The organism is Tateyamaria sp. (genome assembly GCF_039945315.1).
Lineage (GTDB): Bacteria > Pseudomonadota > Alphaproteobacteria > Rhodobacterales > Rhodobacteraceae > Tateyamaria.
Genome location: NZ_JBDUXB010000006.1, coordinates 35905 through 58223, shown reverse-complemented (window position 1 = coordinate 58223; position 22319 = coordinate 35905). Strand labels below are relative to the sequence as shown.

Genomic DNA, 22319 nt, shown 5'->3' with positions numbered 1-22319 from the left:
GGTACGACCGCCCATTTTCAGAATCTAAGCTGACTTGGTCAAATCCACTACCAACCAGAAAGAGGGAAAATATGTTACTTTCAATGCCACTCAAGCGCTCTGCCGTCGGTGCCGTACTGGTCACTTTGGCTGGCGTTTCGGCGACCTTCGCGCAAGAAGACCGCCCGAACATTCTGGTTATCATGGCGGACGACGTCGGCTGGGCCAGCCTTGGGAGCTATCATCAGGGTGTCAAGAGCATCCAAACGCCCAACCTTGACCAACTTGCGATGGAAGGCACCCGCCTGACCGACTATTACGCCGAGCCCAGCTGTACGGCCGGACGTGCCGCGTTTCTTACAGGCCAGTTTCCTGTCCGCGTCGGCATGCACACGGTCGGTCTGCCTGGTGACCCTGTGGGGTTGAACAATGAGGACCCGACGCTCGCAAACATGATGAAATCGCTGGGTTATACGACAGGCCAGTTCGGCAAAAACCACCTTGGTGACCAAAACCAGTTCTTGCCCACGACAAAGGGGTTCGATGAATATTGGGGCTGGCTCTATCACCTGAATGCAATGGAATATACGTCTGACCCCGACTGGCCTGACGATCCCGAATTCGAAGCACAATTCGGGCCGCGCAATGTCATCCACGCCTTTGCCACCGAAGAAACCGACGAGACTGTAGATCCGCGGTGGGGATTGGTCGGCAACCAGCGCATTATCGACGATGGTCCGGCGCCACCTGAACGGCAAAAAACTCTCGACAATGAGGTGACAGCAAAGACGCTGGACTTCATTGACCGCGCAGTGGAAAGCGAAACCCCGTTCTTTGTCTGGATGGCACCAGCCCGAGCGCATGTTTGGACTCACCTGAGCCCGGTGTATGAAGCGATGCTGGGCGATGGGCGTGGCTTGCAGGACGTGGTCATGAAAGAGCTTGATGACAACGTAGGCAAAGTACTCGCACGCCTGGATGCGTTGAACGTAAGCGACAACACGATCGTGGTCTTTACGTCGGACAACGGACCGGAAACGATGACTTGGCCTGACGGTGGTACAACACCGTTTCATGGCGAAAAAGGGACCACATGGGAAGGTGGCTTCCGCGTGCCTGCAATCATCAAATGGCCGGGTAAAGTACCTGAAGGCCGTGTCGCCAACGGCATTTTTTCAGGGATGGACTGGATGCCCACGCTGGTCGCTGCAGCCGGTGGCCCAGACAACCTGCCCGAGGCTTTGCTGGAAGGATATGAGGGCTACCAAGTCCACCTCGACGGTTACAATCAGCTCTCTTATTTGATGGGCGGAGAAGACAGCCAACGAGATGAAATCGTGTACTATGAAGGCACGAACCTTCAAGCGATCCGCTATCGTGATTGGAAAGCTCACTTTGTCGTTCAAAATCACGGGTGGGGCGGTCCAAAGGATGAGTTGAACGCACCCTTGCTGTTCAATCTTAGGCGTGACCCATACGAAAAAGCTGCCGAAGAGTCAGGTATGTATGTCAACTGGATGGGCAAGAAGATGTGGGCGTTTGGTCCGGCAGCTCGCGTCGTTCAACGACACCTGCAGAGCTTTCAGGAATTCCCGCCGCGTGGAGCCGCTGTCGAAAACCAGAGCGATGTTGAAAAACAAGTATCGACTGAAGGTGGCATGTCCCAGTAGGACTGCAATCGGAAAAATGGCCTGATCCAGCAGAGTTTTCTGTGGGTCAGGCACCCAAACCCGAAAGCGCCGGGTACTGCCCGGCCTTACTCTGGCATTCAGTCCAGCGGTCAGAGCAATAAAGACTGAGATTGTTCGGATGAGGTCAATCATGGCCCAAACTGTATAAACGCGTTCCAACAGATCCATGTTGCCAACTGGACAAATTGCTTTTTGGAATGCTCACTTTTCTTGCGCGTGGAGCTATCCGGCTGCATCCACGATGCGGTCCAACATTGTGTTGTTTCTGATGGAAACACGGCTGCTCCCACGCATGGAAGTCCGTATGTATTTTGCAAAGTGACGCGCTGGCACCTGCCGTGAGGGTTGGCTTTGGGGGATTTGTCGCGATCCGAATAACGCGTTCGACCGGCAGATTCATCCACAAAACGGTAGTTGGGGAAGCGACATGGCGCAGCCCGCACATTCCGCGATTTGGTCATCTTGCCAGAGCTTTACCATACGGTGTTCACAGCCCACCGACGGTGTTTAGTATGGCCCGTGATGCCCTATCGCTGCCAGCAATGCGGGTAGCCGTACCCCCAACGCCAAGGCAGACCGGTACAAGGACCGCCCCCCAGCCGAACGGCCTGAAACATTGACTCGGAGATCGCATCGTAAGCGGCTCGCACTTGCTCTGCATTCAACCCGTATTCCTCGATCAGAACGCTATCGCGAGTGCTTGCAGTTCCTTGCACGCATTGACGCAGAACCTCGTCGGCAGTTAGGCGCGCGTCGTAGCTGACGATGGGTGCCGGGTCAGGTCCAGCATCGTGATAGGCCCGGTCATGCGTCACGCAGCAGGATTCCCAAGGTGGTATACCCCCATGCGCCTCGGAAAATGCCGGGTAACGTTCGGCCATGAAAGTCCAGAGGCTGGACATTCCCCCTGAGCAACCATCTGTTCTGAATGGGGTCGGACCATCGCTGGCCGCGCGTTGCTCAGCCAGCCATCGATGCGCAGGCAGTTCGACAGCGCGGGAAATCTGGCCGGACCAGTCCTCGGCAGTCGCCGCACCAGTGCCAATCAGGATCGCCAGGGCGATGGGATAAAGGCGGGCCATCATGACAATCCTTTGTGGAGCACGCCAAAGTCACTGTGTCCGGGGCGAAGAGCCAGTCGGTTCATAACAGTCTCCATCGTTCTACAAGAATAACTTGGCAGTATCGGGGGCGATATTCAAAGACACAAAGGTCACTTGGCGAAGAATAGATCGCGAACGATGAGTGTGTTCGCTATGCGGACGTTCTCCTACCTCTCAGGAATCAACCCCCGCGGGCTAAACCGCAGCACAAGGATCAGCACAAATCCCATGGTCAGAAGTCGCATGTGCGCCGCAGAATCCAGCAGATGGTCTCGCAGCCAATAACCCTCGGCCATGCCCGATGTGATCAATTGCATGAGCCCAAGCCCAATAGGTTCGACCATCACCCAGAGCCACCAGATCAGGAACCCACCCAACACCGAGCCGAGGTTGCTGCCCGAGCCACCAACGATCACCATAACCCAAACGAGGAAGGTAAAGCGCAGTGGTTGGTAGCTGCCGGGGGTAAGTTGCCCATCCAGCGTCGTCATCATAGCGCCCGCAATACCGCAGATGGCCGAGCCAAGCACGAAAACCTGCAAATGGCGGGCGGTGACGTCTTTGCCCATGGCTTCCGCCGCCACCTCATTGTCGCGGATGGCGCGCATCATCCGTCCCCATGGGGAGTGGAGCGCGCGTTGCGCCAGAATGAAGAGAGCGATCAGGACCACGGCGAAGAGGCCCGCATAGATCAGTTTGACCCAGATGGTCGAAGCGGTAACGGGGTCGAGGCCCAAACCGGCGGCGCGTTCGACGAAAGACGGGTCGTTTTGCAGATCAATTTCGTACGGCGCGGGACGGGGCAAGCCAACCACGTTTTTGACACCACGCGCCAACCAGTCCTCGTTCTTCATCACAGCGATAATGATTTCAGCGATGCCAAGCGTCGCGATGGCAAGGTAGTCCGAGCGTAAGCCGAGGGCCGTTTTGCCAATGATCCAAGCCGCACCCGCTGCCAGCAGTCCACCGACAGGCCATGCGATCAGCACCGGCAGACCCAGCCCGCCAAGATAGCCGGCATTGGCAGGATTAACCGCCTCGACCGCCTGTACGCCGCCATCAAAGACAGCACGGTAGACAAAGAAGCCAATTGCGAGGATGGCAATCATGCCAATCGTGCGCATTCGCCCTTTGGGCAAGGCGCCATAAGCAAGGATCGCTCCGACGATCGTGGCGGCCCCCAATACAAGAGAAAGGACGACGCGGATACCACCCGCCGCCCAGGCTTCACCTACTGGAGGCATCGAGACGAGTACCGTGGCAAGCCCGCCCAGTGCGACGAAACCCATGATCCCGACGTTAAACAGCCCCGCGAACCCCCATTGCAGGTTCACCCCCAACGCCATGATCGCACTGATCAGGCCGAAGTTGAGTACAAACAGGGCAGAGTTCCAACTTTGAACAAAGCCAGTGCCGATGATGAGAAGGGCGACGAATGCAAAATAGAGGGTATTGCGTGTGAGATCGCTCATACGGATTTCCCCGCGAAAAGGCCGGTCGGCTTGAACAGAAGCACAATCAGCAAGATTACGAAACTGACGGCAAATTTGTAGTCCGTGGACAGAAGCTGGGCCAGACCGTCAGGCGCGATGGCCTCGGGGAGAGCGTAGTTGGCGACCTTTTTCCAAGCATAAGTGATCATGACTTCGCTGAAGGCGATGGTAAATCCACCTGCAATGGCGCCGATTGGGGAGCCGAGACCGCCAACGATGGCAGCGGCAAAGATGGGAAGAAGCAGTTGGAAATAGACAAAGGGTTTGAACGATTTATCGAGGCCGTACAAAACTCCAGCGATCGTGGCGAGTGCCGCTACGATCAGCCAGGTGACCATGACGACCCGTTCGGGGTTGATGCCGGAGAGCAGCGCGAGGTCCTCATTGTCCGAATAGGCCCGCATGGATTTGCCAGTGCGCGTGCGGTTAAGGAAGTAAAACAGAGCTGCGACTACGATGACGGCCGTGACAACTGTAATCCCTTGGGTGGTCTTGATGGCGAGCCCCTCTTGCAGGCCCGTCATCTCCTTGAATGTCCGCACCGAGATGATGAAGCGTTCGCCATCCGCAAAGCGCTGGTCATTGGGCCCGATGATAAAGCGGACAAGCCCGTTCATGATGAACATGATTCCGAGCGACACGATTACAAATATCACTGGTTTCGCTTTTTGCTGGCGGTAGAAACGATAAACGGTGCGGTCGGTGAAAAGCAAAAGAGCAGAACAAATCGCGATGCCAAAGGGCAGGGCGATGAGGGCCGTTGGAAGTGGGCCGGCAGTGACACCTATGGATTGCAGCCCCCATGTGATCAAGATGGTGGCCATAGTGCCAAAGGCCATCGTGTCGCCATGGGCGAAGTTAGAAAAGCGTAGGATGCCGTAGATTAGGGTGACGCCAAGTGCGCCTAAGGCGAGTTGCGAGCCGTAGGCGATGGCGGGGATTAGAACAAAGTTGGAAAGGGCCACGAAGGCATTTAGCAGGTCCATGACTATTTACCCTCGCACTTTGTGGCATGGGTCATTGCCGATGCCACGGCCGGGATGAAATCTCGCTTCACGGTCCTCATCCCCCCAAGAAACTCTTGCGCACTTCGGGGTCAGCCAGCAATTCCTTGCCTGTCCCTGAATACGCATTGCGCCCCTGCACCAAAACATAACCTTTATCTGCAATCTCAAGCGCTTGGCGGGCGTTCTGTTCCACCATCAGGATCGGAATACCGGTGCGTGCCACCTCGATTATACGGTCAAACAGCTCGTCCATGACGATTGGGCTGACTCCGGCGGTGGGCTCATCCAGCATCAACACTTTGGGCTGTGTCATCAACGCGCGACCCACGGCGACCTGTTGGCGTTGTCCACCGGACAGTTCGCCCGCAGCCTGATAGCGTTTTTCTTTCAGGATCGGAAACAGGTCATAGACCTGCGCCATCGTCCCGGAAAAGTCGTCCGTTCGGATGAACGCACCCATCTCGAGGTTTTCCTCAACCGTCATCGAGGTGAAAATATTCGACGTCTGCGGCACAAACCCCATGCCTTTAGCCACACGGTCCTGCGGAGACAGATTGGTGATGTCCTCGCCGTCCAGTCTGACCGAGCCTTGCCGCACGTTCAGCATGCCAAACACGGCCTTCATTGCAGTAGACTTGCCTGCTCCATTGGGGCCAACGATCACCGCAATCTCTCCTGGTTCAACGGCGACAGTACAATCATGCAGGATGTCAGGGCCGGCGCCGTAACCTCCGGTCATTGTGTCGCCGATCAAAAAGGGTTCAGACATCGTCTTCTCCCAATTTTTCCGGACCGACAATACTACGGAAAGCGCCACTCGTGCCCGTCAGATTGTTGCGATCAATGCCAAACAGGATCATGCGCCCACCTTGTCTTTGTTCTTGAGGCCCGTGCCCAAGTAAGCCTCGATCACCTGCTCATTGGCCTTGATCTCGGCCAGTGTTCCTTCGGCCAGCACACGGCCCTCGGCCATACATATGACGGGGTCGCAAATCTTGCCGATGAAATCCATGTCGTGCTCAATCACCACAAAGGTGTAGTTGCGTTCCTTGTTAAGCCGCAGGATTGCGTCGCCAATGGTGTTGAGCAGAGTGCGGTTCACGCCTGCGCCCACTTCATCCAGAAATACGATCTTGGCGTCCACCATCATGGTGCGGCCCAGTTCCAGCAGCTTTTTTTGTCCACCCGAAACCTGACCCGCCTTGTGATCCGCCAGATGTTCGACCGTGAGAAACTCCAGCACTTCGTCCGCCTTGGCGGCCAGTGCACGTTCCTCATCGGCGATGCGCTTGCGACCGAACCAAGTGTTCCACAGCGTTTCACCCGATTGGCTTGCAGGAACCATCATCAGGTTTTCCCGGCATGTCATGGACGAAAACTCGTGGGCGATCTGGAAGGTGCGCAGCAGGCCTTTGTGAAACAGGGTATGCGGCGGCAGGCCGGTAATGTCTTCGCCGTCCATGGTCACGCGACCGGAGGTTGGTGGAAGAACGCCCGCGATCACATTGAATAGTGTGGTTTTTCCGGCGCCATTTGGGCCAATCAACCCAGTAATTGATCCCGGCTCGATTTGTAGCGATGCACCGTCCACGGCGTGAAATCCGCCGAAATGCTTGTGCAGGTCGTCAACGACGATCATATCTGTCCCCGTGCCACGTTAAGAGCGACCTTCAAGATATTGAAACAGCCCGAGGATTACGCCTCGGGCTGTCTTGTTTGTACATGCGAAACGGATCAGCGGAAGCCGACCGTGTTGTCCACCCCGCCGTCATAGTTGATTTCGCGGTAGTTGCCCGCGGCTTCACCCGGTCCGACCAGTTCTACGCCTGTGGCACCGACATAGTCGATGTCGCCGCCATCCTTGAGGATTTGCAACGCTTTGGCCAATTCGCCCACGCCAATCTCTTCACCCGGTGCATTGGCGACGTTCATGACGTGCTCTTTGTAGTCGTTGCTGTCTTTGGAGCCAGCCGCCTGCATCGCCAGCATGATCAGCGCAGCCGCATCATAGCTTTCTGGTGTGAAGGGAGAGGAGCTGTCAAAGGCACCGCCGACGTGATCGGCAAACGCAGTAGAAAGCTCTTCGGAGGGGCTGGGGTGTGCACCCGAGGAGCCGTTGATTTCAGTGCCGAAGTTTTCCAGCAGTGCCGCAGAGACCATGCCATCCGGGAAGTGGAATGTGTCAAAGGCACCGGAATCAAGTGCAGCCCGCACAATGCCCGACCCGCCTTGGTCAACGTAACCGGCGACGACAAGACGTTCACCGCCTGCTGATGCCAGCGCGCCAACTTCCGCGGAATAGTCGGCTTTCCCGTCTTCGTGTGCTGCGTTGATCGTCACAGTACCGCCTGCGGCCTCAAACGCTGCCTGGAAGCTGTCAGCCAGACCCTTGCCATAGTCGTTGTTGGTGTAGGTCACGGCGACTTCTTTGATGCCCTGATCCATCAGCAGTTCGGTGATCACAACGCCTTGGCGCGCATCAGAAGGTGACGTACGGAAGAACAGGCCGTTGTCTTCGTTGTCGTTGTGCGACAGGCCGGGGCTTGTGGCGGAAGGTGAGACCATCACAACACCGTTGGCCACGGCCACGTTGTTCAGGATCGCGCCTGTGACGCCGGAGCAGTCAGCGCCCATGATGCCATCGACCTTGTCGGCCGTCACAAGACGTTCGGCGGCAGCCGATGCCGCGCCTGCGTCAATGCATGTCGAATCTGCGCGTACGGGTGTGACGGTTGCGCTGTCGAGCAGCAGACCGGAATCCGTGACTTCCTTCATCGCCAGCTCAGCGCCATCGGCCATGGAAGGCGTCAGCGATTCAATGGGGCCGGTGAAACCCAGAATGATGCCGATTTTGACGTCCGCTTGGTGACCGTCGGCAAAGGCAGAGCCTGCCATCAGTGCTGTGGCCGCTGTGGCCATCATGAATTTTTTCATTTTGTTTCTCCCTTATTGGAACTGTTGTTCTGGGACAGGACGTTACGTGGGGCTTTTGAAAAAGAAAAGTGGGTTACTTGGCCTCCCCGCGGTCAATCGGCCTGTAAATCCTTCAAACGCGGCACATATGACTTCAAAGGCGACTAGCGCGCTTTTGCGATCCGGGAGGTTGCTATGAAAAATGCCGTTGCACTGACTCTGACTATATTAGCCACACAAGCCGTTGCGCTTGATGCCGAGCGCGGGACCGTAAACGTGACAGCCGTAGCCACCGGGCTAGATGACCTTGGGCTGTGGCGCCAATGCCGGATGGTGGTCTTCTTGTCACCGAACGCGATGGAACGTTGCAACTGATCCGGGACGGGCGGAAAAACAAGGTATCAGGAACGCCGCGCGTGGTGGCACGGGGGCAGGGTGGCCTTCTCGACATTACACTGGCGCGTGATTTCGCTCGTACCCGCACCCTGTTTCTGACCTATTCCAAACGGCAGGGCGGCGGGTCAGGCACAGCCCTTGCTGCGGCTGAGTTGAGCGCGGATGGACGACGTCTTGTCAACTTGCGCGACCTGTTTGAAAGCGCACCCGGCGGCTCTGGTGGTCGTCACTTTGGCAGCCGCGTGGTCGAGGCGCGCGATGGCACGCTCTTTGTCACGATTGGAGATCGCGGGGATCGCCCATCTGCGCAGGATCGTTCCGTGCACAACGGTTCTATCGTTCGAGTGAACCGGGATGGGACGGTGCCGGGCGACAACCCCTTTGTGGGTGTGGAGGGGGCGCAGCCTGAAATCTGGTCTTACGGACACCGCAATCCTCAGGGCGCCGGTCTGGATGCGCGCGGCACGCTTTGGACAGCGGAACACGGTGCACAAGGTGGGGACGAGGTGAACCGGGTGCAGAAAGGCGCGAACTTCGGCTGGCCCATCATTTCCTACGGGGTTCACTATTCCGGTGCCAAGATCGGGCAGGGCACATCGGCACCGGGAATGGAGCAGCCGGCACACTACTGGGACCCGTCGATCGCACCGTCGGGACTGATTGTTTATCAGGGCAATATGTTCCCCGAATGGAAGGGCGATATGTTCGTCGGTTCTCTCAAGTTCAGCTATATCTCGAGGCTGGATGTATCCGGCAGACGCGTGCGCGAAGTCGAACAGCTTGAAAGTGACGAGACGCTTCGCGTGCGCGATATTGTTGAGGATGCCGACGGCAGCATTCTTTTTGTTTCTGTGGGCAACGGGAAAGTCTACCGCATGAGCCGATAACGCGCGGGATTTCTTTGTGCGTGCGCTCAGGTCGGGTCAACGATCCCCATTGCGATCAGGCGCAGGCATGTCATCGATGGGATAAAGAAGTATTCCCCCCCACGACATTCTACAAAGGTCTTTAGCTTGCTCATGATGTAGGGTGGTTTGCCTGACTTCGGGTCTGACGGAATCGTAAACCGGGTGTGCGTGCGGTGCTCTCCCAGCATCGGGCAGGTGTTGTTGCCCTGATGGAAGTCGAGCCCGTACTGCACCCACTGTTGCTGCACGAATTCAAACTGACGAAACAAGCTGGTCCCGATGATCATCATGGCCACGCCCTGTTCGGTGTCGTCTGTGTTTTGGCTGGGGTCCGACGCCCCGTATGGCAACCCCCGCCGCAACACACGACGGCGCTTGTTGAGCGCGTGGGTGGCGTTTTCGTTTGAGAAGGGACAGCCCGTGTCATCAACGCCAGGTTTGTTCAAAGGATCAAGGTAGTCGCGTGTGTTCATCCGCCGGATATGCGCGCCACCGGGCACGTTGAAACCGGGCATGTCGTCGGCGTAACGAAAGTCAGATGCAGCCGGAGACCGCAGGTATTTGGCCTGATTTTCCAGAGCTTTGACAGGGTCCGGGTCGTCAAACCCATGTTCTGACCGAAAAGTTTGCCATTTTGCGTAAGTTGGCACGGTGGCCAGTGGCACCCCATCTGACCAGCGTCCGCACATTTTTGCCCGCAGCGTTTGTGCCGCCTCTTCGGCAGAGACGTCCATAACCGCGGCAAATGATTTGGCTTCTTCTGCCAGAACCTCATCGAACCGACCCACATATTCATGCAGTTTGCGGAAGGCCATGAAGGTGCCGTTTTGCGAAAATTCAGGCGGCATGGCGGCGGGCGGGAGTTCCTGGCTTTCGTCAGGATGACCAAGAATGAATTCACCGGTCTGGATTGGCACCCATTTGCCGTCCACCTGCTTGCCTCGTCCGATTACTGCGGTCTTGGTTTTCTCTGGATCATATTGCCCGTCAAAGACCGGGTCTCCAATTCCGTCAGCAAAGCCGAAATGCTCTTTTGGCGTGGGCAGTTCTGTTTCACCGTACTTATCAAAGACTGCGTTGGCGGACTGAAAGTCTGCCTTGCCGTCCTTGCCGTGCCCACTCAACAAACGTACGCCGCCATCCGTGGCGTCACACAAGTCGCGCAGCCACTGCGTCTTATCCTCCAGCGCATCCACAGGCTCAGCTGCGCCGGGTGTCTTGAGTTGCGCATTGAGGGACACCCAGATGTGCACGTCATCGCGACCAGACGTGCCTGGCATACGGTTGCTCTGCCAGATTGGATCCCAATGGGCGTCCCATTCGGGGTCATCCTCGGCCACTTTGGTTGTGTCGCGATCTCCAAGGACAAAGGCCCGTGCCTTCATACCGTCCACGAATTCGTCTGGCATGCCTTTGAGCGTGCGCGCAGGCACGCCCAACTGCCAAAGTGCAAAGAACGTGAAGCCGATGTTCACAGTGCAGTCCGGCTTTTCAGCCTGATCAGGCCAGCGCGCGGCTGTGGTCACTTGGCCACGCACATCATCCACGAATTTTCGCCCGGCCTTTCGGTCAGCGATATGAAAGAAGAAATAGCGCGCAAAGGGAAAGGAAAACCGCCCGTAGGCGCGCACCACGTTGCCTTGGATGTCGTGCAAGTTCAGCGCTTTGGTCATGGGGCACCTATCACGCCGGGGGCCTGTGTCGGACCGGAGCGGTCGCTGGGTTTGTGTTGCTTAAGAAAGGCGCCAAAGCGTGCGTGTAGATCGGCATCGTCTACCCCTTGGGATTCCACATAAAAGTCCGAAAATGCACGTTGCAAATAGAGAGATTTCAACACAGAGGGCAGATCGTCATATTCCCCCGGTGGCAGCGGCTTTTCTCCGTTGTGGATGGCATAAAGTACGGCCGCGAACCCGATGACTATGGTGGCAATCCCGCCAAAGATCAGAGCGAGCAGCGTGTTGGTGCCAAAGACAGGCATCTCCATCACCCCAAATATCCGCAAAATCAGACCGAGAAGCGCATAGAGAAGGGGCAGCCCAACAGCGGCCAACAAAAGCTTGAGGGGCAGCCGATTAAACTCGGGCAGTTTAAGATAGTAATCGTGGAACGGCATGGTCGTTTCGACGTGGCAGCGGTCCAGATAGGTTGCGAAGTCTTCGGCGCTGTCTACGCTGTCAAACCCGACGCAGTTTGAATAGACGGCACGCAATTCGTCCTCCATCGTCTCCCAAAGCTTGGTGGCGTAAGAAGCACGAACACGTTTTTGGTCTTCGGGGGCGAGGGTATGGGGCAGGGGAGCGCCGTCAACTTCGACCGCGTCAATGTCAGCGCAGAACACAAGGTAGGAAGTGTTTAGGCGGTCCACTTCCTGAATGGTGGCCGGGTTATCTCCAGAGACGGACGCTGCCAGTGCGTTTTGGCCCAAACGTCCATTGTAGACCACGTCGTTCAGCACAAACATCCGCGCCAGATGGGTGCGAGTGTTGCGTGAGAACGGGCTGTTCACACCGATTTTTTCCGTCGCCGGGGATTGTAGAGCCGTAGGAAGGCTGGCCAGCGCGACCCGCACATCCTGCGTGAAAGAGGTATGTTTGTCCGGGCGCGCGCTGCTGTCGCGAATAGGGGCAAAGGTTGTCAGAAAGATATGTCCGCTGTCGAGATCAGGCATGATCAACCCTCGCCAGCGCTGGCGATGTAGTCGCCGCGATTGAGGTCGGCGCTTTCTGTGCTGAGGCTGGCAACCGGGCCGAACCCCGTGTCACCAAACCCAGCCTGTACGCGGGTTACAGCGGCCTTGTAGGTTTTTGCGAATTCTTCAGGGGTTTGGTTTTTGTGCGTCTTTTCAAGGTCTAGCAGGGCGTCATACATGTCGAGTGACGTTTTGATATCGCGCTGTGCGGCCCCCGGTGTGGCGTTGTAGTAGTAATCTGTATGGACCTGATTGTGGGTTATGTAGGTCTTGAATGGGGTCACAGGGATCGAAAGCGGGTACTTTGTGGCCGAGAACCAAAACAGGTTCAGGCCGTTTGGGATGCCATCGGAAAAGGCGTCAATGTACTGATCCCACGTGCCGTTGAAATTGGAACAAAACAGCATGTAGTCATTGTCGATCTTCTGGCGGCCTTGGCCCAGATTGGGCCAATCTTCGGGTTTGATGATCACCCAGCGGGCAAAGTGGATCAAAGACAGGCCCAACAGTCCCATGAGCCGTTCCGGCATCCCCCGTGCGGCCATGAACAATAGCCGGTTGATCCAAGTGACCCGCGGGTTGCTCGGGGTTACCACATTCATGGCGTAGGCCTTGCCTGCAATATTTGTCATCCGCGACCTCGGTGCAAAAATCTAAATCAATGCCACCGAAATACCATGAATGGTTGAATGTGTTAACGACTTTCGTGCCTGTCCTCAGATGACAGCGGGCGAAACCCAAGTGCACCGTGTTCAACGGCGGGTGTATATCTCTGGAAAGAGCGAAGTGAGGATGCTGATCAGGAACGCGGTGCTTATCCCGAACGTCAAAAGACCAGTGACCGCCGCAAACGTAGCAAAGATGCGCAGGCCTTCACCCAACACCAGATCGCCGTATCCCAGTGTGGTGTAAGTGACCATGGAAAAGTAAAAGCTGGTGGGAAAGTCAGGTATTGCGGCGCTGACGATGAATGCAATTGCCCACGTCCAGACCTGCATCGTGTGCGCCAAAAGGATGATCAGGACGCCAGTACTCAGAACAATCATGCTCCCCAATGAATGGCTGGCATGAGCGACACGTTGCCCAACCTTTTCCAGAACAGGAATAGCACTTGCCACTATTCCCACATGGACGAGTGCACAGAAGGTCAACAGAGCGCTGCCAAGCAGAATTTGCAGTGTTGTCGTCATATCGTAGTCCCATCGATTCACCCGTTAGAAACGAGCATCAAAGCTGCGCGGGACCATAGATCAGGACGTGCCCAACAACCATGCTTCAAAAACCCATCTTTGCGTTGGCGCTCTACCTTGCTGGTCTCTCATTCGCAACTGATGGTGCTTAACTGCTTTTTAGCGCCGCTAAAGTCGACGTTCAGTTGGTTCTGATGAAGGGAAATGTGTTTGTTAGCCGGTTTTAGGCTGTGGACCAGACGGGTCGGCCTGATGTGCGTCATAGCTGGCTTCCAACTCGCCTTTTAGAAAGTCGCCAAAATTTAAAGGTTCGAACTGCGGTGAACCGGTTCCTGGTAGAGGTTTGATGGTCGCTGAAACAGTGGGGTCAAAGAAGAAGGGCACCGAATAGCGTTCCCGCCCCGTTGCATTAATAACCCGGTGCGGCGTTGACAGCAGTTTTCCGTTCGACATGCGGTGCAACATGTCGCCAACGTTCACGATGAAAGCGTCATCTCGTGGTGGTGCGTCGACCCATTGACCCGCAGGCGTCTGAACCTGCAGGCCGCCGACATCATCCTGCGCAAGAAGCGTTAAGCACCCAAAGTCCTTATGCGGGGCAGAACCATAGAGGTCCTCAGGCGCTTGCGGGGGCAGCGGCGGATAGTGAAGCAACCGCAACCAAATTGTCGGCGTTTTGAATGCGCTTAGAATAGACCTGTCGGTCGTGCCGATCGCATCCAACGCCAACCCCATCAGCTGGTAACCCAACTCTGTCATTGCTTTCGCATACGCCTCGCACGCGTCCCGAAACCCGGGCAGGACAGGCCATTGGTTTCGGCCGGATAAATACAGGTCAGGATCGGGTTCTGCGTCTTCGCGCATCATCATGAACGACGCGGATTGATTGGGCTTTGTCACCTCGGCGAGATCGGAATTTACGTCTGTAGAGGTGTTTATGGCAATATAGCCGCGGTGGGTTGAGTCGAGCGCGATTGCTTGTTTTGCTGCGTCGGGCAGATCGTGAAATTGCCTTGAAATCGCGAATATGGCTTTGCATAAATCGGAGGCCACACCATGGTTAACAACATAGGCAAAGCCGATGTTTCCATATGCGTCAGCAAAGTCTGCGGCCAGTTGAGTTGTGTCTTCGCCAGTAATCAATGGCGCAAGGTCAAGCACTGGTATTTCTGTAAATTCAGTCATTTATGGTCTCCAAAAGTCGTATGCAGGGTGGTGTTGTTGCGACCCTGGCTATCCGGCAAAACGCTTTCGGCGATGAGCGCTGTGGCGTTCCAAGACTGCAAAATGAGGAAACTCTGACATGGTTGGCACCGTATGATGGAGCGGAGCGTGGATCAACTGTCACAAAGGGCTCGAAGGAGACATCGGCAACGGTGAGGGCAAGCTGTCTTACGGTTAAACAATTCTGCTCTTCGCTTCGTTCGCAGAAGGTAGGGCGAGGCGACAACGTCGCGAGGCCTCTGGTGTAGTACTCTCAGGCCTTTTGGTAGGCGCAGCATCTGTGTTCAAGTAGGCCAGTCCTCAGCCGTCGGGCTTGAAAATGAGGACAAATGTGGTCAAGCTAGGTCTATAGCAGAGCTACTTTGAATAAACCAGTTTAGCTTTTTCGTTTCTTAACGCAACGCCGTTTCTGATTGAATAACTTAGCTTAGAGAGGTGTGCGCTTTGGCCAAGAAGTCTGCAAAAGAACACAAAGATGAGGGTTCAGCACTCGGTGCTCTGATCGCAAAAGCCCGTAAGAAACCGCATAACTTTGCCTTGGTAATCGCCAAGGATGACGGTGTGGTTCTTGAAGCCGACCCCCGAAAGGCTGCGGCAGTGATGTGGCGGCAAGCCAAGGCCAACGGTGGCACCTCCAAGGGGACGATGGGTACTTTTCTAGTCAGGGGGAAAGTACTGGAGTTTACCGTTGAAGGCGACGATCCGCCCCCCAAAATTCTTCTTATGCAAACGAAAAAACACCTCAAAGACAGGGGGTTGGCGTTCAAAGTTGCATTTGTCATGCCGGGCGGTGAATCTATCACCGACGACGAAGACGACAAAGAAGAACCGTCCAAGACTGGGGCTAAGGAAGACGCAGGCGGCGAACAAGATACGGATGCAGGCACGGATGATCGCGTCGAACTCTTGACTGCCAAAATCAAAGAGTTGGCTGTCGGCGTCAAAAAACTGGGCGCAATTAACAAGTCAGCTGCATCCAAACTGGCCGACGGATTGAAAAAGGCTTCAGCGGCCGTGGCGTCGGGCAAATTCAGTTCTGCGGAAACGACGACCATCATGGTTGCGAAAGCGCTTCAGGCGATGGGTGTGTCGAGTGGCAAGCCCGCGACAGAAGATCGAGACGGCGGTAGCCCTACGGTGCCGGATATAGACACCGACGCGATGCGCGAAACGGTCGAAAAAGCCTACAAGGAAATTGAAAGCAAGTTGGGCGCGATCAAAGAGGCTGGTGAAACAGCGGTGTCCAAGAAGGCAGTACAACTTGAAGCGGCCTATGCCAATTTCCTCAAGAGCGAAGATTTCCAAAAGGCGACTGGCCTGGTTAATCTGGCCAAGAGTTTTGTCGATAAGGAATACGCCAAACTGGAAAAATCTTCGTCTGGTTTCATGGACACACTGTCTGAGATGGCATCTGACGCTGTTGATACGGTCAAGGAGGTTGTGTCGGATGTTGCCGAGGCGGCGGATGACTTCATTGATAGCCTAACTCCGGATGGTCGCCTGAAGCTTGAACTTCAGAAGCTTGGCTACTCGGACGAAGAGCAAGATAGAATCGTCGCAGCGCTAGAGACTGTTCCGGATGAGCAAAAGGCGACTCTTAAAAAACTCGCTGAAAAGAATCCGAAGTCGTTTGAAGCGGCGATGATTACGCTCAAGGAACTGGAAGCTGGTGGAGCCGTCGAAGCCAGCGCTGAAAAGATTGCCGAAGGAAAGACAGCGCTGGACACAGCGCAAAAGGCAGAGGCCGAAAAGTTTGCGGCACTCGGTGTTGCAAACGTCGCGCTTCAGGAGCTGAAGAACGGCAACCCGGCGCCTAATTCGGACTGGGCCAAGGGGCTTGCCGCGGCAGAGGCTGCGGAAAAGGCATGGAAGGACTTCAACGACGCGTTGCCTGACCTTGCATCAATGGCTGAAAGTGAGCGCAACGAGGCCATGCTCAAGGGCATGGAACTGGATCGATTGCGCAAAGAGGCGGCGCAAGCGGCCGAAGAAGCCAAAGCGCGCGACATCAAAGCCGCCGAAGACGTTGCTGCTGCCGCGAAGGGCGAGCATGACACCGCCAAAGAAGGAACCAAAGCTGCATCCGATGATCTTAAGAAAAAGGAAGCCAAGCGGGGCATTCTGGATGCCATCACCGTCGGACCTTTGTCGCCCAATCATGGCGCTCCCTTCGACGATGCGGTTTCTGCCAAGTTCATTGAAGGCTTTCAAAAGGATCCTGGCCTGACGGCGAAAGCCATCGAGTCAGCGACAGGCGCGCGTCACCCCGAAGCAGTGGCCAACGCCCTTGGCGGTATCGCGGACAATCTGTCAGCCGGATTTGCCGATAAAGACGGTAAAACCTTGCCCGAAGGCGAAGACCCTCGTGCCTACGCAGAAAAACTTATCCAAACGGGATCGTACTGCGGTCCTGAATACTTCGACAAACTTGATGCATACATTTCGTCGGGTGCACATCTTGAAGACTCAGGCTTTAAGGCAATTCCCACCGACAAATCCAATGAGCGCGCGCAAAAGCGCAGCGTAGCCACCGCTTCGGCCATGATAGACGGCGACGGAAATCTGGACGTTGAAAGCGAAGCTGCCCAAAAGGCTGTCGGCAATCTGTTGTTCCATCCGGATGCGATGAAACACCCGATGCCGACCATGAGCGACACCACTCTGCGCACGCTTGAGGAACTCAAAAAGCCCAAAGCAGGCGAAATCATCAATGGAATGACCAAACCCGCTGTTGGTGGTGGCGCCGAAGAACTGGTTGGACGCGCGGTTGGCGTAACTGGGCCAGTCAGTGCAGATCAAGCCAAGACAGCTGTGCTGGCTACAATGATGAAATCGCTTGATCAGGGACCAGTCGGGTCATGCTTTTCCACTGCGCCATCGCGCAATCTTCGCGAAGGGCAGCCGCTGGTTGCGATGGAGAAATATGCCGAGATCGCATCAACCGGTAAATTGACGACAGCAAAGGGTCCAAAAACCCCGGTCGTTACAGAAACGCCCCCGGGCGAAGACCCGATAATGCGGTCTTTCGAATATACTCTTGCCACGTCCTTGGCGCGAAACGAAGCAAGCACGCAATTTAAAAAGATCCAGGACCGGAATGCCGCTGGTGCAGCGGCGATTCGCGGTGATGTGGCTGCAGCCATGGGCAAAGAAGAGCCCGAGGTCGGCAAGGATATTGCGAAAATCCTGCTTCAGGTCCGCAAAGGGTTTGAAATCCAGTATGATCCCAACGCTAAGCTTGATGGTGTGTCTAGCGATGGACACTCATCCCAAGGCCGCCATGTATTGGTGGAAAAGGCGACCAAAACCGTCATCACATCGCGCGAAAAATTTGTGGCTGCAGTTACACCCATGGTACTCAAGGCCCTTGGTCTTGAAGCTGACAGCGATGCGGCCAAAGCTCTGAAGCCTAAAATCGAAGCAGAGTTTGTCGATGCGATGGTCAGAACCAAGCAAGTCACCAAACCGGATGGAACCACGGAAACCGTTGTTGACCGCGCGCCATGGAAGATGGCCTCTGGAGGACAGACCGGCGAGGCGGTCGAGCAGCTCTTTGGCGAGACGGACTACAACGTAGCTGTGGGCGAGAACTACGCAGTTGTCGGCGGCAAAGAGGTGCCGAAATCTAACACGCGCGCTAAACAAGGGGCTCGAACTGCAAAGGTTCTTGAGAATCTGGTCGGCACATTTGGGGCCGACCCGGCAGACATGATAGTGATCCGGACGGTTGGTATCCATGGGTTCAACGCCATGCCCAACGACCCTTCGCTTAAACCCATCCTTGAGGGCGAAGGGACCGTTGAAGATCGGATCAAATCAACCTTGATTGATCCCGGCGCAAAAATCGCCAGTGAAGATATGCCGGTTGAACAGACACAGAAATACTATGATGAAAAGGTCGCGGCCTCGCGCAAACATGTTGAACGTTGGATCAGTGAAGCTTCGACTCCGCATGAAAAACAGCGTTTGGAAGGTTTTCTGGGTGATTATGATACCGCGGCCAAGGACAATCGCCCCACTGAAGGCAAGACGCCGACGGAATTGGCCGACCTTATCAAAACTGTCCGCACTGCCGCCCATTTCTCAAAACCCGATGCTGGTCGGGATTCAATGGCTGCAGAGATGATCACGGACTTGGGCGCCCCGGAGGTTGTGATTGCGGACACAAACTGGGGCGATAGCACTTATCACGTGTACATTGTTGCGGCGCCCGATCCCATGTCAGGAGAAGTCATCCTGTGGAAGAAATATGACCCCCCTGGTACGCGAAAAGTTCTCGATCCGAAATGGATTGATGCCTCTTGGGCCAGCATGATCCCGAAGCCTTGAGCCGAAATAACCGGAAGGACAACAGGCGATGTCAGACTACACAGATCTTATGGAATTTAGCGTCACGGCTCAGGGGGAATGGGTGGTTATTGTTGGCACTCAAGAAGCCCGCACGATTGCAGATATCATATCTCTGGCGCCCAACGCTTCACCTATGAACTGGGCGGACATTCTCAACGAACTCGCAAGTGGTGGCGACTACGAAGTGATTGAAGACCCCGCAGCGTTCCGCACGGCTTACGAGGCGACAATGGCCGAAGAAGACCCCGAAAAGGGCTGGAGCCAGGATGCGATGCGTTTGCGTGACTTTGGTATACCGAATTTCGATGAGATCAACGTGCCTAGAATAAACGGTGGAACCTTGGTCTATTTTGCCAGAGATATCTACACGGGCCTGCCTTACCGCGCGGAGATTTTGCTTAGCAATGCTGCCGCAGAACCCGCGTATGCACCGCTCGACCTTATGCCCACGCCCGAACCCGCAGCGCATGTCCCGCCAGTGATGGAAGTACCTGATGATGAAGCCGACGATGAGAGCTTTCTCGGGGAACGAGCGCCTTTTCCTGATGAGCCGACAGGCGACGAGGGCTGAGTTCAGGTATACAGTTTTGGAAGTAAACGTGCGCTCGTCAGGTTGGTGCGCGCTATGGAATTTGGCAACGAGTATCTTAACCATCATAGCTTTCTCGCTTTTGCAAAACGCCATTCGGCTAGCTCGCGGGAACGAAGCCCGTAATAAGCTGTTTCAATCCCACAGCTGCTCCGACGAAGATCGCCAGGAAGGCCAGGGGAGCACTGAACGCCAAGACCGAAAATGCAGAGATGCCTTGGCCGACGCTGCATCCAACGGCAAGGATGGCCCCAGGCCCCATGATCGCGGCGCCCATGATCTGTCGCCGCAATTCGCGTGGGTCTTCGCAGGCTTCCCAGCGAAAGTGGCCCTTGGAATATGAGCCGAGGGCTGCGCCTATCACCACACCCAACACTGATCCAACGCTGAATGACAGGGCATTGCCGGACGCAGTCATCGAATAAAAAATCGTATCGCCAACCGGGGCGGCAAAGGTGTGGGTTTCGATTGGCTCAGCCTCGAAACCGGCCATGGCGACCCAGTACGTGCCAATCCAGCCGGATACGATGGCAAGGCCGACTACGGCGCCCCAAAACATGTGTCCAGGCGAACGGCGCATTTCTGCGGACGCGATGGCCCATATCAAAAGTGCCCCGCCAGCCACCAGTCCAGTCGCAAGGGGGGCTATCCCGAACCCGTCAAACAGCTGAGTAAAACCCTGAGACGACGTGGCATCGGTTTCGACCGGGAACAAAGCGACCCGCAGATGGGCGAGGGGCCCTGACATGACGAAATAGGCCGATAAGCCCATCACCAACACGATCACAAATGATCTCAGGTCGCCTCCACCAAGCCGCGCCAGCGCGCCGTAGCCACAATTCCCGCTGAGGGCCATGCCATAGCCGAACATCAGCCCGCCAATGATCGTTCCCAAGGGGTTCCACACCCGGTCGAGATAGGCCGCTTCGGCTGAGTCAAAGAGATCGATGGAGATGGCAATATGGGTGCCCACGATTGCGACTCCGATGGCAATCAGCCACATCCGCATGCGCCGATCATCTGAGCCGTAGAGAAAGTCTTCGATTGCCCCAAGCGTGCAGAAACGGCCAATGCGCGCTGCCAGCCCAAGCGCTATGCCGCCCAGCAATCCAATACAGGCAACGGTGTTGGCTTCACCCAGTAATTCCAGCATCTCGGCTTCTCCCCCGGGACCGATCGCTGGCTAAGCAATCGGTCAGTCGTCGTCCCTGCAGAACAGGTCGTAGACCACTTCCATGATTTGCCGGGGACGATCATCTGTCAAGCTGTAGTAAATCGCCTTGCCATCACGACGGGGTTTTACCAACCCTTCGAGACGCAGCCGGGACAGTTGCTGTGAAACCGCTGCTTGGCGGGCAGACAGCAAATCTTCAAGCTCGGTCACAGACTTTTCGCCAGACGCCAGATGGCATAAGATCATCAATCGGCCTTCGTGGCTGATGGCCTTGAGGAAGTTTGAGGCTTCCTGCGCGTTGCGCATCATCTTTTCCATATCCTCGGCGCACATTTTTGCGTCAAAGACTGGAAGGCGCGAGAGCGAGCCGCTCTGAGGTGTTGGTTCACTTGTCATGTCAAGCGTCATAGCGTTCTAGCCCGTATTGTCCAAGGGAATGTCGGCACGTTCAAACATCATTGTGAGAAGGCCCCAAAAGAAACCTTCGCCGGGGTATCCTTCGATCCGGCCCACTTCGATGTCGTCCTTTACCAGAATGAACGTTGGCGTGAACCTCACCTTCTGAGTGAAGGTGACATTCGGCGTCTCGCCGTGCAGATCGTAGCGTTGGAGCGGGGCGGTCTGGCCCTCGGGCGTCTTTGGATAGATGTGAGAAATTTCTTCGTTCCAGCGAGCACACCAAGCGCATCCAGCCTCTTCCGCCATCAGCAGATAAGTCTGCGCGAAGGCGGGCAAAGGCAGAACCAAAAGGACTGCGATCAGCCAGGCATTCAGTGTCTTCACGACCCACTCCAATTGACGTCGATTCACTGTTCATCATAATCTAATTTGTGAATATCTCAAGTAAAAGGGCCGCGAAGACATGTTTGATGTGACATATTTGGGCGCTTTGCTGGCAGGTCTGCTGTCTTTTTTATCGCCTTGTATACTGCCTATCGTGCCTTTCTACCTAAGCTATCTGGCGGGTGTCAGCATGAACCAGATCTCGGTAGAGGCGGAGATCTCGCGCGCCGTTCGCATGCGTGCATTTCTGGCGGCGTGCTGCTTTGCGCTCGGGGTGATCACGGTGTTCATGGGACTTGGTGCCACGGCCACCGCCTTTGGCCAGATGGTGCGCGAGTATTTTGACGTTCTGCGTTGGGTTGCGGCCGCGATTATTATTGCGATGGGGCTGCACTTCTTGGGCATTGTGCGCATCGGGTTCCTGTACCGGCAGTTCCGGGCGGATGCGGGGAACACCTCGAATGTGGGTCTGTTCGGTGCATTTGTGATCGGGCTGGCCTTTGCCTTTGGCTGGACGCCCTGCGTGGGCCCGGTGCTGGCTGCCATCCTGTTCACCGCCGCCGGTCAAGAGACGGCCGGGCAGGGGGCGAGCCTGCTCTTTACCTATGGTCTGGGCATGACTTTGCCGTTCATTGCGGCCGCGCTGTTTATCGGGCCGTTCATGAGGTTCATGGCGCGGTTTCGCCGCCATCTTGGACTGATCGAAAAAATCATGGGGGCGCTGCTGATCCTGTTCGGGGTTCTGATCGCAACCAATTCCATCAACTACATCGCGCAATGGATGCTGGAGCACGTGCCGTGGTTCAGCGCCATTGGCTGACATTCAA

At 55.9% G+C, this 22319-nt stretch carries 18 protein-coding genes and 1 pseudogene; 5 read left to right on the top strand and 14 right to left on the bottom strand.

Translation table 11 applies throughout. The features are described from left to right. Positions 1-71: 71 nt before the first annotated feature. Positions 72-1649: an arylsulfatase gene (locus ABJD00_RS02335; protein WP_413829200.1), complete on the top strand. Its 1578-nt coding sequence runs from the start codon at positions 72-74 to the stop codon at positions 1647-1649. A gap of 548 nt (positions 1650-2197) precedes the next feature. Here the strand turns inward: ABJD00_RS02335 and ABJD00_RS02330 are convergent. From ABJD00_RS02330 to ABJD00_RS02305, 6 genes are all read right to left on the bottom strand, one after another. Next, complete coding sequence (locus tag ABJD00_RS02330) at positions 2198-2752, bottom strand: hypothetical protein (RefSeq protein WP_413849672.1); 555 nt, start codon at positions 2750-2752, stop codon at positions 2198-2200. Between the two features lie 188 nt (positions 2753-2940). Beyond that, the gene (locus ABJD00_RS02325; protein ID WP_413829198.1) at positions 2941-4245 is read right to left on the bottom strand and encodes a branched-chain amino acid ABC transporter permease; all 1305 of its coding nucleotides are present in this window, start codon (positions 4243-4245) and stop codon (positions 2941-2943) included. Continuing rightward, the gene (locus ABJD00_RS02320) at positions 4242-5252 is read right to left on the bottom strand and encodes a branched-chain amino acid ABC transporter permease (RefSeq protein WP_413829197.1); all 1011 of its coding nucleotides are present in this window, start codon (positions 5250-5252) and stop codon (positions 4242-4244) included. The genes ABJD00_RS02325 and ABJD00_RS02320 overlap by 4 nt, the downstream gene beginning before the upstream one ends. Positions 5253-5328: 76 nt before the next feature. Then, a complete protein-coding gene (locus ABJD00_RS02315) occupies positions 5329-6042 on the bottom strand; it encodes an ABC transporter ATP-binding protein (RefSeq protein ID WP_413829196.1) in 714 nt (237 codons plus the stop codon). An 87-nt stretch (positions 6043-6129) separates the two neighbouring features. Beyond that, a complete protein-coding gene (locus ABJD00_RS02310) occupies positions 6130-6912 on the bottom strand; it encodes an ABC transporter ATP-binding protein (RefSeq protein ID WP_413829195.1) in 783 nt (260 codons plus the stop codon). A 95-nt stretch (positions 6913-7007) separates the two neighbouring features. Then, entirely contained in the window at positions 7008-8207 is a 1200-nt protein-coding gene (locus ABJD00_RS02305) for an ABC transporter substrate-binding protein (RefSeq protein ID WP_108837988.1), read from the bottom strand. Positions 8208-8381: 174 nt separating this feature from the next. Here ABJD00_RS02305 and ABJD00_RS02300 point away from each other — a divergent pair. Continuing rightward, positions 8382-9469, top strand: a pseudogene (locus ABJD00_RS02300) (PQQ-dependent sugar dehydrogenase). A gap of 26 nt (positions 9470-9495) precedes the next feature. On the opposite strand, the gene ABJD00_RS02295 reads toward ABJD00_RS02300, so the two are convergent. The 5 genes from ABJD00_RS02295 to ABJD00_RS02275 all read right to left on the bottom strand — a co-directional run bounded on the left by ABJD00_RS02295 (position 9496) and on the right by ABJD00_RS02275 (position 14557). Further along, positions 9496-11163, bottom strand: a complete 1668-nt coding sequence (locus ABJD00_RS02295) for a Dyp-type peroxidase (RefSeq protein ID WP_413829194.1) — start codon at positions 11161-11163, stop codon at positions 9496-9498. Then, on the bottom strand, positions 11160-12161 hold the full coding sequence (locus ABJD00_RS02290) for a hypothetical protein (RefSeq protein ID WP_413829193.1): 1002 nt from the start codon (positions 12159-12161) through the stop codon (positions 11160-11162). Before ABJD00_RS02290 ends, ABJD00_RS02295 begins: the two co-directional genes overlap by 4 nt. Positions 12162-12163: 2 nt before the next feature. Next, positions 12164-12814, bottom strand: coding sequence for a hypothetical protein (locus tag ABJD00_RS02285; protein WP_413829192.1), 651 nt, complete (start codon positions 12812-12814; stop codon positions 12164-12166). 120 nt (positions 12815-12934) lie between these two features. Then, positions 12935-13372 (bottom strand): potassium channel family protein, encoded by a 438-nt coding sequence (locus tag ABJD00_RS02280; protein WP_413829191.1) that lies wholly within the window; start codon positions 13370-13372, stop codon positions 12935-12937. 213 nt (positions 13373-13585) lie between these two features. Next, positions 13586-14557, bottom strand: a complete 972-nt coding sequence (locus ABJD00_RS02275; RefSeq protein WP_413829190.1) for an isopenicillin N synthase family dioxygenase — start codon at positions 14555-14557, stop codon at positions 13586-13588. Between the two features lie 483 nt (positions 14558-15040). Between ABJD00_RS02275 and ABJD00_RS02270 the strand changes: the two genes are divergently transcribed. Both ABJD00_RS02270 and ABJD00_RS02265 read left to right on the top strand, forming a co-directional pair. Then, positions 15041-18925, top strand: coding sequence for a hypothetical protein (locus ABJD00_RS02270; RefSeq protein WP_413829189.1), 3885 nt, complete (start codon positions 15041-15043; stop codon positions 18923-18925). Between the two features lie 28 nt (positions 18926-18953). Continuing rightward, the gene (locus tag ABJD00_RS02265) at positions 18954-19517 is read left to right on the top strand and encodes a hypothetical protein (protein ID WP_413829188.1); all 564 of its coding nucleotides are present in this window, start codon (positions 18954-18956) and stop codon (positions 19515-19517) included. 118 nt (positions 19518-19635) lie between these two features. Here ABJD00_RS02265 and ABJD00_RS02260 read toward each other — a convergent pair whose 3' ends face one another. From ABJD00_RS02260 to ABJD00_RS02250, 3 genes are read right to left on the bottom strand one after another with little or no spacing between them, the layout of a single operon-like run. Continuing rightward, positions 19636-20688, bottom strand: coding sequence for a YeeE/YedE family protein (locus tag ABJD00_RS02260; protein ID WP_413829187.1), 1053 nt, complete (start codon positions 20686-20688; stop codon positions 19636-19638). Positions 20689-20730: 42 nt separating this feature from the next. Beyond that, positions 20731-21105, bottom strand: a complete 375-nt coding sequence (locus ABJD00_RS02255; RefSeq protein ID WP_413829186.1) for an ArsR/SmtB family transcription factor — start codon at positions 21103-21105, stop codon at positions 20731-20733. An 18-nt stretch (positions 21106-21123) separates the two neighbouring features. Further along, positions 21124-21492: a hypothetical protein gene (locus tag ABJD00_RS02250; RefSeq protein ID WP_413829185.1), complete on the bottom strand. Its 369-nt coding sequence runs from the start codon at positions 21490-21492 to the stop codon at positions 21124-21126. A gap of 79 nt (positions 21493-21571) precedes the next feature. Between ABJD00_RS02250 and ABJD00_RS02245 the strand changes: the two genes are divergently transcribed. Next, a complete protein-coding gene (locus tag ABJD00_RS02245) occupies positions 21572-22312 on the top strand; it encodes a cytochrome c biogenesis CcdA family protein (protein ID WP_413829184.1) in 741 nt (246 codons plus the stop codon). Positions 22313-22319: the final 7 nt, after the last annotated feature.